Origin of the sequence: Massilia sp. 9I (assembly GCF_902506415.1) — a bacterium.
Classification (GTDB): Bacteria; Pseudomonadota; Gammaproteobacteria; order Burkholderiales; family Burkholderiaceae_D; genus Telluria.
In genome coordinates, this window is the sequence record NZ_LR733275.1 from 773,470 (window position 1) to 787,038 (window position 13,569).

Genomic DNA, 13,569 nt, shown 5'->3' on the forward strand with positions numbered 1-13,569 from the left:
CCACCTGCATAAAGAGGAACCATCATGTCTCTCGGCTCATTCATCAAGAAGCAGTTTCTCGACGTCCTGCAGTGGAACGAGGAAGGCGAAGGGGTTCTCGCCTGGCGCCACCCGATGGAGGACTTCGAAATCCAGAACGGCGCTACTCTTGTCGTGCGCGAGTCGCAGGTCGCCGTGTTCGTGGACGAAGGCCGCGTGGCGGACGTGTTCGGCCCGGGCACGCACCGCCTGACCACCTCCACCCTGCCGGTGCTGACCAACCTGAAGAACTGGGACAAGCTGTTCGCCTCGCCCTTCAAGTCGGACGTGTACTTCTTCAGCACGCGCGTGCAGACCGGCCGCAAGTGGGGTACGCCGCAGCCGGTGACGATCCGCGACCTTGACTTCGACATGATCCGCGTGCGCGCCTTCGGCATGTACTCCTATCGCATCGCGGACCCGCGCCTGTTCTTCACCGAGATCAGCGGCACCCGCGCCGTCTTCACCCGCGAAGAAGTCGAAGACCAGCTGCGCGGCCTGATGCTGGCCACCATGGCCAATTCGCTGGGCGCCTCCAAGATCGCTTTCCTCGACATGGCCGCCAACCAGACCCTGATGGCGCAGCAGATCCGCGGCGACCTGGCCACCGCGTTCGGCCGCTACGGCATTGGCCTGGACGAATTCAACGTCGCCAGCGTCAGCCTGCCGGAAGAACTGCAGGCAGCCCTCGACGAGCGCATCTCGGCCGGCATGAAGGCCAGCCTGGGCGCCGACAAGATGGGCGGCTTCACCCAGTTCCAGGTGGCGAGCAGCATCCCGCTGGCGGCCCAGAACGAAGGCGGCGTCGCCGGCATCGGGGCCGGCGCCGGTGCCGGCATCGCCATCGGCCAGGCCATGGCGCAAGGCATGCAGGGAGCCTTCGCTCCGCCGCAGCCGGCTAGCGTGCCGGTCGGCTCCGAGTCGATCGAAGACCGCCTGGCCAAGCTCAAGGGCCTGTTGGACAAGGGCCTGATCTCGCAGGGCGACTATGACAGCACCAAGGCCGAGCTGCTGAAGAAACTGATCGGCTGATGCAGACCGTTTCCTGTCCTTCCTGCGGGGCGCCGGTCCAGTTTCGCTCGCACGCCTCCGTCCTGGCGGTGTGCGAGTACTGCCGCGCGACCGTCCTGAAGGAAGCCGGCGCCGTGCGCGACCTCGGCAAGATGTCGGAAGTGCTGGAGGATTATTCGCGCATCCAGCTCGGCACCTCGGGCATCCACGCGGGACGCAGCTTCACCGTGGTGGGCCGCATCCAGCTGCGCTATGACGCCGGCATGTGGAACGAGTGGTACCTGCTGTTCGATGACGGTCTCGACGGCTGGCTCGGAGACAGCTCCGGCCAGTACGTCATGACCACCAAGCGCGAATTGGCGCCCGGCTGGCCCGCCTTCGAGGACATCAAGGTCACGCGCCAGTACGACGTCGGTTTTGGCCCCTATGTGGCCTCGGACAAGCGGATCGCGAAATGCACCGGCGGCCAGGGCGAACTGCCGTTCCGGGTCGGCGAAGGCTGGGAAGCGCGCGTGGCCGACTTCCGGCGCGGGCCGAGCTTCGCCACCCTCGACTATTCGGACGGCACGCCCCCCATCCTGTACGCCGGCAATGCGGTGACGCTGGAAAGCATGAAATGCCAGCTGCTGCGCGACGACGAACAGATCAAGGCAAGCGCCGGCAAGTACCGCGGCAAGGTCGACGTGTTGCAGTGCCCGTCCTGCGGTTCCTCGATCCGCTACATTCCCGGCCTGGCCGCGAACTGCGTCTGCCCCTCGTGCAGCGCGCGCCTGGACGCGTCCACGCCGAAGGTCGAAGTGCTGCTCAAGGGCGAGCAGAACGAGCGGGTGCCCTTCACCCTGACCCTGGGTGCGATCGCCAAGATCGGCGCGCACGACTACCGCGTGCTGGGCGTGATGCGGCGCGAGGACAACGAGGGCGAAGCCTGGAATGAATACCTGCTGTACTCGACCCAGGGGCCGTTCTTCTGGCTGGTCGAGACGAACGAAGGCTGGTCGCGCTCGGACGTGCTGGACGACTGGCCGACGCCTCCCCTGCCGGCCATGAACGCGGTGCAGGTCGATAAGGTGGAATACAAGCGCACCTGGGTCTACCAGGCACGCGTGCTGTACGCGGCCGGCGCCTTCAACTGGCGCGTGGCGGCCGGCGACATGGTGGACGTGGCCGAGTACGAGCACGGCCAGAACGGGCTGGCGGCGGAGCATACCAACGAGGAACTGACCTGGTCGCGCTCGACGCCGGTGGCGGAAGACCAGGTGCGCGCCTGGTTCAAGCTGCCGGTTGCGCCGAAACAGACCAAGGCGCCCTCGAGCGCCGGCGATATCGCATGGAAGGCCTTGCTGTGGATATTCGGCCTGAACTTCATCCCGCTGGTCGCCAATTTCGGTGCGACGCTGGCCTGGATGCTGGTAGGGGCCATTGCGCTGTTCCTGCCGCTGCTCTTGAGTCCGGAAAAATAATTGGGCCTGCATGAGAACTAAATTCATCCTCTACGCCATCGCGGTCACCTTGATCACGACCGTCATCTGCTGGGTCAGCATGGCATCGTCAAGCCGCAGCGGCGGCGGCAACAGCTGGCGCAGCCACAGCTATGGCAGCGGCAGCGGCGGCGGCTACTCGGGCGGCGGCCACAAGTGACGACGGCGCACCGCCCGGCGGGCATTCACCTGCTGGCCGACCTGGCCGGCATCGAGGCCGCCCTCCTCGTCGACCCTGACGCGATCGACGCACTGCTGCGCGAAGCCGCGCTGGCGGCCGGCGCGCGCATCCTGCACAGCCACTTCCACACCTTCGGTCCTGGCCTGGGCGTGACCGGGGTGCTGCTGCTGGCCGAATCGCACATCTCGATCCACACCTGGCCCGAACATGGCTTCGCCGCGGCCGACATCTTCATGTGCGGCGACGCCCAGCCCGGACGCGCGCTCGATGTGATCGACGCGGCGCTGAAGCCTGCTACGCGTTCGGTACAGACCATGGCGCGCGGACAGCTATAATCCGGGACTTGTCCAGACAACCTCCAGGTACAGTATGACGCAAGCAGCCATTCCTTCCGTACCGCCGAAGGCGCTCGGCCACATCCGCGTGCTGGACCTGTCGCGCGTGCTCGCCGGCCCCTGGTGCTCGCAGAACCTGGCCGACCTCGGCGCCGACGTGATCAAGATCGAACGTCCCGGCAACGGCGACGACACGCGCGCCTGGGGCCCGCCCTATGCCAAGGATGCGGAAGGGAACGACACCAGCGAAGCGGCCTATTACCTAGCAGCCAACCGCGGCAAGCGCTCGCTGACGGTGGACATCGCCAGCAGCGAAGGCCAGCAGCTGCTGCGCGAGCTGGTGGAGCATTGCGACGTCGTGCTGGAGAACTTCAAGGTTGGCCACCTGAAGCGCTACGGACTGGACTACGACACCCTGAAGGCGATCAAGCCCGACCTGGTGTACTGCTCGATCACCGGCTTCGGCCAGGACGGCCCCTACGCCCACCGCGCCGGCTATGACTTCCTGATCCAGGGCATGGGCGGCCTGATGTCGGTCACCGGCGAACGCGACGACCTGCCGGGCGGCGGCCCGCAAAAGGCTGGCGTGGCCCTGACCGACCTGATGACCGGGATGTACGCCACCGTCGCCGTGCTGGCCGCGCTGACCCACCGCGACCGTACCGGCGAAGGCCAGCACATCGACATGGCCCTGCTCGACACCCAGGTGGCAATGCTGGCCAACATGGGCAGCAATTACCTCAACAGCGGCAAGCCGCCCAAGCGCTGGGGCAATGCGCACGCCAACATCGTGCCCTACCAGACCTTCGCCTGCGCCGACGGCCACATCATCGTCGCCACCGGCAACGACGGCCAGTACCAGAAGTTCGTCGAAGCAGGCGGCCGTCCGGAGCTGGGCCTGGATGCGCGCTTCGCCACCAATCCGCTGCGCGTGAAGAACCGCGACATCCTGGTGCCGATCCTGGCGGAGATGGTGCAGGAGAAGCAGCGCGACGAGTGGATTGCGCTGCTGGAGTCGGTCGGCGTGCCCTGCGGGCCGATCAACGACATCGGCGAGGTGTTCGCCAACGAGCAGGTGCAGGCGCGCAAAGTAGCGATCGAACTGCCGCACCCGGCGGCGGGCAAGGTCAAGCTGGTGCGCAATCCGATCCGGATGTCGGCCACGCCGGCCACCAGCGACAAGGCCCCGCCCCTGCTGGGCCAGCACACCGATGAAGTGCTGCACGATGTGCTGGGCCTCGGCGAGGCGGAGATTGTCGCACTGCGCGGCAAAGGGATCGTTTAAGCGCGTTTCAATGCAGCTGGTGCTTGAGGTCCGAAAGGACGTCATGCACCCGCGTCACCACCGATGCGACCTGCGGCGATGGCTGGCCATTCCGGACCATCCGTTTCGCCTGGTCGCCCAGCTCCTCGAGCCGGTCGATGCACTGCACGATCTGCGACTGGTCGTTCGACTGCATGACTCTCTGGGCTTCCGGCATTTCGTGGGCGATTTTCTGGATGCAGTCGCGAATGTCGCTGGGCGCACCCTGGTCGTTCCTGGTCACTTCTTCGGCCTGATTGATCGTTTGCTGGATCTGGCTGAAACGCTGTTGAATTTCGGCAGGTTGCAACATGATTGACCTCCTGAAAGTAATGCGGCGTATCCGCTGGAATCAATCACTTTAGTCCTCCTGCCGGCGATATCAAGCGCACATTTCAGCCGTGCGCGCGTCAAGCCTGGGTCAGCGTTCGAGGCACTCAGTCCGGATTCGCGAGCGGCAGCCAGGACGGCTTGGTGTCGGCGTACAGTTCGATCTCGACCGGATCGGTGAACGGCGTGTCCAGCGTGCCGAGGGTGACCGCGATGCGTTCCGGCGACTCTTCGCTGCGCCAGAACAGGGTCGAGCCGCACTGCCGGCAGAAGGCGCGACAGGCATGGCTCGACGAGGCGTATTCGGTGACGAAGTCCTCGCCACGCTCGATCGTCAAGCCGGCGCGGGCGACGTTGGCATATGTGCCGGAAGCGGCGCCGTGCTGTTTCTGGCACATCGTGCAGTAGCAGTGGCTGGCGCTTTCGACCGGGCCCGCAGCGGTATAGCTGACGGCGCCGCACAGGCAGCTTCCTCGTAACATGGACGGCTCCTCAAGGTTCGGTAGCCGTCCATTGTAAGGCCATCGTTCAGTAACGCGCTTCGAGGGTCAGGCGCGCCATGGCATACCCCGGGAACACCCTCGTTCGCCGCTGCGTGCCATTCGCGTCCGTGTACAGGGAATCGTCGAGGAAGTCCTGGCGCAGCAGGTTCGATACGGCGAAGCGCAGCTGGTACTTCGGATTGAATTTGTACAGCGCGTAGATGTCGAGGTCGCGCCGCACGCTCTGGTAACCGGACTGGTTGCGGTTGATGCGCACCGGCCCACCGCTCTTGAAGGCGAAGCTGGAGCCTGCCGACAGCTTGCCGCCGGGCGCGCGCCAGTCGACGCCCAGCGTGCTCGAGAACGGTGTCTGCTGGTCGAGGCGGTTGTACGGACCCGGCACCTGCTCGACGCGCGACCAGTTGCGCGACACGCTGGCGCGCAGGTCCACGTCCGGCGCCCCCTTCTTCACCGCCGACAGCGGGAACTTGGCTTCCAGCTCGACGCTGCGCGTCACCGCATCGCCATCGTTGACGGGGGTCTGGATCCAGCGGCCGTTCTCCAGGATCAGCCCCTGGCGCGTGAAGTCCTGGATCCGGCGCATCGATACGCTGGCGCTCAGCAGCGCCTTCTCGGCCCAGTAGTGCTCGTAGGATGCGTCGATGCCGGTCGCCAGTTCCGGCTTCAGATCCGGATTGCCCCGGAAGTCGGGGTCGGTCTGGCTGTTGTTGGGCGTCGTGAAGCGGCGCGGGATCAGGCTGCTGGCGTTGGGCGCCTTGTAGGTGCGCGTCAGGGCCAGGCGCAGCTGGTCGCGGCTGTTGGGGAGCTTGTACAGGGTCTGCGCCAGCGGGCTCCAGACGCTGCTGCGATTCGTCGTCGTGGCGAAGGTATTGCCCTCGCTGGTCGTCTCCAGCCCTTCCCAGCGCAGCCCAAGGTACATGGACCAGCGCGGCGTGAGGTTCCACTCGTCCTGCGCGAACAGGGCCAGGCGTTTGAGCGTGGCTTCATAGCGCTCGTCCGATTGCACACTGCGGCTGCTCCGCGGGAAGAATTCGTCCTCGATGCGGGAGTCGTCGCGCAGGGTGTAGCCACCGTCCCAGCCCGCCGAGAGGGCATGACCGGTTTTCCACGGGGTCGAATACTTGCCGGTCGAGGTAAGGCCCCGCTCCGAGGTGCGGCTGAGCACCACGGCGTCGCGGCCGCGCAGGCCGGCGCTATCGTCGTGTTCGCGCCAGGTGCCGCGATTGCGCATGCCGTTGATGCCGAACTTGACGTCGACCTTCGCTCCTTCCGCCAGGCTGCGTACCCAGTTCAGGTCCGAGCGCAGGAGCGCGTTGGTGCCGCGGCTGTCGGTGTCGCGCAGGTCGTACAGCGGCGCGGGGCCGAGCAGCGTATCCGTCACCGCGTCGCCATGGTAGCTGTTGCGGCTGGCAGCCAGCAGCGACTGCCAGGTGAGCGTGCCGCTCTGTTCGCCGTTCCAGTTGATGCGCGGCGCCAGGCTGATGTTGTACGGATTGCCCTTGTCCCTGGACCGGGTCTGGCGCAGCATCGTCAGCCGGCCATCGGGTGTGGTCATGGATTCCTCGACCGGCGACTGGCGGTCGTAATCGTAGAGCATGGCGTTCGCGCTCACCGAGTAGGACATGGCATCGCGCCGGTCCGACATCTGCAGGCTCGCATTCGGATTGGTCGCGTCGCGGCTCTTGCCGACACCGACACGCACTTCGCGCTGCGCCTTCTGGACCGATTTCTTGAGCACGATGTTGATGGTGCCGGCGATCGACTGGGTCGAGAACTCGGCGCTGGCCGCACGCAGGATCTCGATGCGCTCGATGACATCGGGCGAGAGCTGGTCGATCGAGAAGCCGGCCGGCGCCCGCTCGCCGTTGATCAGGATCTGCGTGTAACCGCTGCCCAGGCCGCGCATGCGGATCTCGCCGCCGCCACGCCCGGCCGCGCCGCTGACGGTGATGCCCGGCAGGCGCTTGAAGACGTCGAGCACCGAGGTGTCGCCGTAGCGCTTGATCTCCTCGTTCGTCACCACGATCTTGCTGGCCGTGTCGTCGCGCCGCGGGTCGTAGGTGTTGGCGTTACCCTTGATCTCGACCTGCTGGATCTTGGCCGGCGTTTCCGCCTTTTTCACGGGAGCGGGCTCACCGGGAATGGAAGTGGACGTGGTCTGCGCGTCGGCCGGCAGCGTGGCGATGCAAAGGGCGATGAACGATGGGCGAAGCATGCGAGTACAGCCAAAAACGAGTGGGGACCGGCATTGTGCCCTACTCGGCCTGCACAACCATTACTTCTGCCAAAACAATTCATCTGGCATAGATGCGATGCCGGATGAGCTCGGGTGGACTACCGCCTCAGCTGTTTTCAGTGTCGGGGCCATGCGCGAGCGGCGTCGCCGGCGCCAGTGAACGCAAGCGTAGCGCGATCGCCAATCCCACGCCCAGCAGCGCCCCGAGCACGGCCACCACGCCGCTCCAGCCCCAGTGCTCCCACACGTAGCCGGTGAACCAGCCCACCACGCTCGAACCCACGTAATAGCAGAACAGGTAGATGCCCGAGGCCAGCGCCTGGGGCGGCCGCGCACGCCTACCGACCCAGCTGCTGGTGACCGAATGCGAGGCGAAGAAACCGAAGGTCGCCAGCCCGGTGCCGAGCACGATGGCGACCACGGAATCGTGCAGCGTCACCAAGAGGCCCGCAATCATCACGGCCATGAACAGCCACAGCACGTTGCGCCGCCCGAGCCGGTCGGCCAGCTTCCCGGCCCACATCGAGCTGAACATGCCGAGCAGGTAGAGCAGCGACACCGCGCCGACCGCGCTCTGGCTGAGGCCAAACGGCGGCGCAAGCAGGCGGTAGCTGATGTAGTTGTACAGGCTCACAAAACAGCCCATCAGGAGAAACGGCAGCACGAACAGCCAGGGCAGGCCTTCGTCCGCGAGGTGGGTGCGCAGGCCGGCGAGAAAGCCCGGCCCCCGCACCCGCTTCGACTCGCCATGGCGCGAGGGCGGCAGGCTGCGCGAGAACTCCCAGGCCGCATACAGGCCGGCCGCACCCAGCAGCCCGACCGCGACGCGCCAGGAGACGAAGTCGCTGATCACCGAGGACAGCACCCGCCCGCTCATGCCGCCAAAGGCGGAGCCGCTGATGTACATGCCCATCGACAGGCCGAGCGAAGTGCCTTCGATCTCGTCGCTGAGGTAGGCCATCGCCACCGCCGGCAGGCCGCCCAGCACCAGGCCGAGCAGCACGCGCACCCCGACCAGCTGGGTGTAGTCGAGGGCAAAGCTGGAGAGCAAGGTAAGCAGCGCGCCGCCATACATCGAGGCCACCATCAGCTGCTTGCGGCCGATACGGTCGGCCACGCTGCCCGACATGAGCAGCGCCACGGCAAGGGTCGCGGTAGACACCGACAGCGCCAGGCTGCTTTGTGCGGGAGTGAGGGAGAAGTCGCGCGCCAGCAGCGGCATCAGGGGCTGGACGCAGTAGAGCAGCGCGAACACCGAGAAGCCGCCGAAGGCCATGGCGCGGTTGATGCGGCGGAATTCCGGGCTTCCCGCCGCGATCGGACCGCGCGCCGTGTTCATCTCGCGGCCGTTACGGCAGGTCCGGGTCGAGCTCGGATCCGGCGTAGTTTTCCAGCTCGGTGAAGAGCTGCTTCATCGTCGCCTTGGTCTTGATGTGCTGCAGCACCGTGCAGTGCTCGCGGTAGGTTGCGATGCGTTCCGCGATGATCGGCTGGTGCGCCGCCGGGACCTGCGCCATCAGCGCGGCCCAGCCGGCCTCGAAGTCCGAATCGTTCTTGCGTACCGACTTTACCAGGCGCTCGAATTCCTTCTGCCCGGTGCGCGCCGTGATGCGCCCGCCGCCCTCGATCGCGAAGATGATCGCCAGCGCGATCACGCCTTCCGCGTTCAGGTCCGGGTCGTTGATCGGGCCTTCGTAGTGGTGGCGGCGAATCCACTGGGCCGCGCGCACGATCGCCTGCACGCCCTGGCGCTGCTGCAGCTGGCCGATGTAGCGTTCGTAGCCGGTCCAGCTCTCGCCCGGATCGGCCGTACACAGGTCGACGAACAGTTCCTTCAGGCGGCGCTGCGAATACACGGGGTCCGTGTCGTACTCGCCGACCAGGCTGTCCTCGGGCAGCGCAGACAGTTCCTTCACCAGACGGAAGCCCTGCTGGAACACCAGCTCGGCGCCCTCCTCGATCAGGATGTCGAGCGCGTCCAGGTCGTCATCGCTGTCGCACAGGTGCTCGAGACCCAGCGAAACGCCGCCCACGGTCAGCAGCTGCGCGCGCTGGATGCCTTCGGCGGTGCGGTCGTTGGTGAACTTTTCGGCCACCATCGCGGTGATGCCGGATAGCTCGTCGGCCAGCACCACGGCTTCGTCAGGGGTGGCCTCGGTCGCCAACAGCTTGATCACACGGACCAGGCGCGGCGGCTTCTCGATGACGATTGCGGGCAGCATGGCTCCAGGCGCTCCGCTCACGAGAAGATGTCCGTGCCCATGCTGCGGCGGGTACCGCGGCGCGGCATGCTGCGCACCGACGGCACCTGCTTGCGCAGGCGGTACAGCAGTTCGCGCGTGCTGCGCTGCATGAAGGGCGATTCCTCGTCCGGATCGTCCGGCAGCTCGACGTCGGCCATCTCGGCGCTGTGGCGGAATTCCGGGAACAGCTCGAGCAGCGAACGCTCCCAGCCGTCCTCGCTGGCTTTGGCCAGGTCGACCGCCAGCGGTGCGATGTCGCTGTCGCCGCTGGTCTGGGCGGTGACGTAGCGGCCCTTGGACAGGATTTCGCCCGCCACTTCCAGGATCTCTTTCGGCGCCAGCGACCACAGGATCGCGAACACGGTGGCGCCGTGGTCGGTAGCGGAAGCTTCCTGCAGCAGCTCGTGGCGGCGGTCCTCGTCGTCGTTGGCGTAGACGATGCCGTGGACGTGGTTGAACAGGTTCTCGGCGATGCGTTCCGGATCGTCCTCGATCAGGTTGTCCGGCCAGGTGGCTGCGATGTAGGCCAGACTCTCGGCCCAGGCCTTGGGCGGGACCAGCAGGGTCGCGACCGAGGTCTTGGCGCCGTCGAAGCCGGACAGGTGCAGCGCGGTCACTTGCGGCGGCAGGGTCGACAGCACTTCGACGACGGCGTAGTCGCCATGCTCGTCGGCGGCCGCCGAGAACGCTTCTTCGGCGTGCTCCAGCGAGCCGGCCAGCACCAGTTCGCTGACCTGCCTGGTCAATGCCGGCAGGTTGGCGCCTTTGTTTTCCTTGGATTCGTCGCTCATTCGCGTTCTCCTCCTTCCGGATCGAACAGCTGGGTGAAGTCGTCGCTGGCGGCGGTGCCGTCCAGGTCGTCGTCATCCTCACCCTCGTCGCCTTCGCCGAGGCGGGCGAGATCGCGGTCTTCGTCTTCCCAGCGGGCCTGGTTCTTGTACAGGAAGGCCGTGATGATGGCCTGGCGCGCCAGCTCCGGATAATTGGCCGTCATCGCCTCGTACATGGCGCGGCCTTGTTCGGAGTCGCACTCGGCCATCGCGAACACGCGCGCAGGATCGCTGCCTTCGTAGTCGGCCGCTTCGCGCATCAGGCCCTTCGGGTCCTTGAACTTGATGCAATCAACGAGTGCGAAGGCCATCAGGTTGACGTCGTCCAGGCCGGAGCCGGCGGCGTATTCCGAGACCAGCGCGCTGACCATCATGTCGTAGTTCTTCCTGTTGGGCGGGTCGCCCAGCGTGCCCTCGATCTGCCCTTCCAGCTCGCGCGACTGGAACGAGAATTCGGGATGTACGTTTTTCATTGTGTGTCCTGTTGTTCGTGATGGCGCGGCTGCGCCGGCCGTCAGGCTTGGAGGTTTACGCCGTTCAAGGCGAACAGCGAGCGCCACAGCTCGAAAGCTTCGGCCTCGGCGTCGAGCACGATACGGTGGTTGACGCTCTGGTTGTATTCGGCGCGCTTGGCGGGATCCGACAGGATTTCATAGGCCTTGGTGACGGCCTTGAAGCGCGCTTCGGCGCCCGGCGCCTGGTTGCGGTCCGGGTGGTAGCGCATCGCGAGCGAGCGATAGACCTTCTTGATCTCGTCGTCGCTGGCATTCGGCGCGACGCCGAGGATCGCATATAAATTTTCCAAAGAAACTCTCCCGGCACAGGCCGTCAGGCAGCGCCGCAAAACGGCAAAAACGAGATTATCCTATAGAAAACGACAAGTTGCCCAGATGGCCAGCCATTCAGTGGCTGAAGGGCTTCTTGTGGGGCTGCGGCTTCTCGGCGGGAACCTGGGGGCGGGCCTGTTTCAGTGGCGGCAGCGGCATGCCGGCCTGGGCCAGCAGCCAGGCGCGCACCAGTTCCGGATGGGTAGCGAGGGTTTTCATAGTTGAGCCTTGCATATGGGTCGATTGTCCCCAGTATGTATCTGCTCAACGTGTCTGACCGTGCGCTCCACCACATACAGAGGCAGCCAGCTCCTGCGTTACGGTAAAATGTCTATAACTTTACCTATCCAAAACTCTTTTTTCATGAGCAACGAGAAGAACACCCCGGCGACGGGCAATGCCCCGTCGTCTAATTTCCTGCGCGCCATTATCGAAAACGATCTGGCGGCGGGCACCCATGCGCGCCCGGGCATGCCGCCCGTGATCACCCGCTTCCCGCCGGAGCCGAACGGCTACCTGCACGTCGGCCACGCCAAGTCGATCTGCCTGAACTTCGGCCTGGCGCGCGACTACAACGGCCGCTGCCACCTGCGCTTCGACGATACCAATCCGGAGAAGGAAGATCAGGAATACGTCGACACCATCATGGATTCCGTGAAATGGCTCGGCTTCACCTGGGAACAGGGCGACGGCGAATACCTGCATTACGCCAGCGATTATTTCGACAAGCTGTACGAGATGGCCGAATACCTGATCCGCGAAGGCAAGGCCTACGTGGACAGCCAGTCGCCGGAAGAGATGGCGAAGAACCGGGGCAATTTCTCGACGCCTGGCACCAACTCGCCTTTCCGTAATCGTCCGGTGGAAGAGTCGCTGCAACTGTTCCGCGACATGAAGGCCGGCAAGTACAAGGATGGCGAACACATCCTGCGCGCCAAGATGAGCGAAGACGCGATGTCCTCGCCGAACATGACCAACCGCGATCCGGCGCTGTACCGCATCCGCCATGCGCACCACCACCGCACGGGCGACGACTGGTGCATCTACCCGATGTACGACTACACGCACCCGATTTCGGATGCGCTGGAGTCGATCACCCATTCGATCTGCACGCTCGAATTCCAGGACCACCGCCCGATGTACGACTGGCTGGTCGAGACCCTGGCCGACGGCGGCTTCTTCCCGCGCCCTGTGCCGCGCCAGTACGAAATGGCGCGCCTGAACCTGACCTATGTCGTGACCTCAAAGCGTAAACTGCGCCAGCTGGTCGACGAGGGTGTGGTGACGGGCTGGGACGATCCGCGCATGCCGACCATCGTCGGCCTGCGCCGCCGCGGCTACACGCCGGAATCGATCCAGCTGTTTTGCGAGCGCATCGGCGTGTCCAAGGCCGACGGCTGGATCGACATGAGCACGCTGGAAGGCGCGCTGCGCGACGACCTCGATCCGAAGGCGCCGCGCGCGATCGCCGTGCTGCGTCCTTTGAAACTCATCGTCGACAACTTCCCCGAAGGCGAATCGGTCGCGTGCTCGTCGCCGGTCCACCCGCACCATCCGGAGATGGGCATGCGCAGCTTCCCGTTCACGCGCGAGCTGTGGATCGAGCAGGAAGACTTCATGGAAGTCCCGACCAAGGGCTACCACCGCTTCACGCCGCCGGTGGGCGACCAGCCGGGCGCGCGCGTGCGCCTGAAGTACGGCTTCGTGGTCGAATGCACCGGCTTCGACAAGAACGAGGCCGGCGAGGTGACCGCGGTGCACGTCAAGTACTTCGAGGATTCGAAGTCGGGCACGCCGGGCGCGGACAACTACAAGGTCAAGGGCAACATCACCTGGGTCAGCGCCGCCACCGCCCTGGAAGCCGAAGTGCGCCTGTATGACCGCCTGTTCACGGAACCGCAGCCGGACGCCGGCGGCAAGGACTTCAAGGCCGCGCTGAACCCGAACGCGCTGGAAACCGTGACCGCCTACCTGGAACCGGGCATGAAGGATGCGGTGGCCGACCAGCGCTTCCAGTTCGAACGCCATGGCTACTTCGTCGCCGACCGCGTCGATTCGACGCCGGGCAAACCGGTGTTCAACCGCGTGACCACCCTGAAGGACAGCTGGGGCAAATAAGCGCGCTTAGCGCCTGTTTTGCATGGAAGGGCCCCGCATCTGCGGGGCCTTTTTCTTTCGAGAACGTTTCCACTTTTTCTACTTTGTTGCATTCTCGCCAAACCTAGCAAACCTACTAGGTTCTTCGTTTCCTAAACAAGCTTAGCGTATGAATGT

15 protein-coding genes are annotated in these 13,569 nt (G+C 65.3%); 6 read left to right on the forward strand and 9 right to left on the reverse strand.

From position 1 onward, the window contains the following. Positions 1 to 24: 24 nt before the first annotated feature. The 5 genes from GV068_RS03505 to GV068_RS03525 are packed head-to-tail and all read left to right on the forward strand — an operon-like array spanning position 25 to position 4,308. Positions 25 to 1,050: an SPFH domain-containing protein gene (locus tag GV068_RS03505; RefSeq protein ID WP_159696019.1), complete on the forward strand. Its 1,026-nt coding sequence runs from the start codon at positions 25 to 27 to the stop codon at positions 1,048 to 1,050. Then, positions 1,050 to 2,489: a DUF4178 domain-containing protein gene (locus GV068_RS03510; RefSeq protein ID WP_159696020.1), complete on the forward strand. Its 1,440-nt coding sequence runs from the start codon at positions 1,050 to 1,052 to the stop codon at positions 2,487 to 2,489. The genes GV068_RS03505 and GV068_RS03510 overlap by 1 nt, the downstream gene beginning before the upstream one ends. A gap of 10 nt (positions 2,490 to 2,499) precedes the next feature. Beyond that, the gene (locus GV068_RS03515; protein ID WP_159696021.1) at positions 2,500 to 2,667 is read left to right on the forward strand and encodes a hypothetical protein; all 168 of its coding nucleotides are present in this window, start codon (positions 2,500 to 2,502) and stop codon (positions 2,665 to 2,667) included. Continuing rightward, positions 2,664 to 3,023: an adenosylmethionine decarboxylase gene (gene speD, locus GV068_RS03520; RefSeq protein ID WP_159696022.1), complete on the forward strand. Its 360-nt coding sequence runs from the start codon at positions 2,664 to 2,666 to the stop codon at positions 3,021 to 3,023. The genes GV068_RS03515 and speD overlap by 4 nt, the downstream gene beginning before the upstream one ends. 34 nt (positions 3,024 to 3,057) lie before the next feature. Further along, entirely contained in the window at positions 3,058 to 4,308 is a 1,251-nt protein-coding gene (locus GV068_RS03525) for a CaiB/BaiF CoA-transferase family protein (protein ID WP_159696023.1), read from the forward strand. A 7-nt stretch (positions 4,309 to 4,315) separates the two neighbouring features. Here the strand turns inward: GV068_RS03525 and GV068_RS03530 are convergent, their stop codons facing one another. The 9 genes from GV068_RS03530 to GV068_RS03570 form a co-directional block, all read right to left on the reverse strand. After that, the gene (locus tag GV068_RS03530) at positions 4,316 to 4,639 is read right to left on the reverse strand and encodes a hypothetical protein (protein WP_159696024.1); all 324 of its coding nucleotides are present in this window, start codon (positions 4,637 to 4,639) and stop codon (positions 4,316 to 4,318) included. Positions 4,640 to 4,763: 124 nt separating this feature from the next. Continuing rightward, on the reverse strand, positions 4,764 to 5,138 hold the full coding sequence (locus tag GV068_RS03535) for a GFA family protein (protein WP_159696025.1): 375 nt from the start codon (positions 5,136 to 5,138) through the stop codon (positions 4,764 to 4,766). A gap of 46 nt (positions 5,139 to 5,184) precedes the next feature. Then, positions 5,185 to 7,374, reverse strand: a complete 2,190-nt coding sequence (locus tag GV068_RS03540; protein WP_159696026.1) for a TonB-dependent siderophore receptor — start codon at positions 7,372 to 7,374, stop codon at positions 5,185 to 5,187. Between the two features lie 127 nt (positions 7,375 to 7,501). Then, the gene (locus GV068_RS03545; protein ID WP_159696027.1) at positions 7,502 to 8,734 is read right to left on the reverse strand and encodes an MFS transporter; all 1,233 of its coding nucleotides are present in this window, start codon (positions 8,732 to 8,734) and stop codon (positions 7,502 to 7,504) included. A 10-nt stretch (positions 8,735 to 8,744) separates the two neighbouring features. Continuing rightward, complete coding sequence (locus GV068_RS03550) at positions 8,745 to 9,617, reverse strand: hypothetical protein (RefSeq protein ID WP_159696028.1); 873 nt, start codon at positions 9,615 to 9,617, stop codon at positions 8,745 to 8,747. Between the two features lie 17 nt (positions 9,618 to 9,634). Continuing rightward, entirely contained in the window at positions 9,635 to 10,429 is a 795-nt protein-coding gene (locus GV068_RS03555) for a hypothetical protein (protein ID WP_159696029.1), read from the reverse strand. Beyond that, positions 10,426 to 10,941 carry a hypothetical protein gene (locus GV068_RS03560; RefSeq protein ID WP_159696030.1) on the reverse strand — a complete coding sequence of 172 codons (516 nt, stop codon included), beginning with the start codon at positions 10,939 to 10,941 and terminating at the stop codon, positions 10,426 to 10,428. The genes GV068_RS03555 and GV068_RS03560 overlap by 4 nt, the downstream gene beginning before the upstream one ends. Before the next feature lie 41 nt (positions 10,942 to 10,982). Then, a complete protein-coding gene (locus tag GV068_RS03565; RefSeq protein ID WP_159696031.1) occupies positions 10,983 to 11,273 on the reverse strand; it encodes a DnaJ domain-containing protein in 291 nt (96 codons plus the stop codon). Positions 11,274 to 11,370: 97 nt separating this feature from the next. Next, on the reverse strand, positions 11,371 to 11,514 hold the full coding sequence (locus GV068_RS03570; RefSeq protein ID WP_159696032.1) for a hypothetical protein: 144 nt from the start codon (positions 11,512 to 11,514) through the stop codon (positions 11,371 to 11,373). Positions 11,515 to 11,658: 144 nt separating this feature from the next. On the opposite strand from GV068_RS03570, the gene GV068_RS03575 reads away from it, so the two are divergent. Further along, positions 11,659 to 13,413 carry a glutamine--tRNA ligase/YqeY domain fusion protein gene (locus GV068_RS03575; RefSeq protein ID WP_159696033.1) on the forward strand — a complete coding sequence of 585 codons (1,755 nt, stop codon included), beginning with the start codon at positions 11,659 to 11,661 and terminating at the stop codon, positions 13,411 to 13,413. Positions 13,414 to 13,569: the final 156 nt, after the last annotated feature.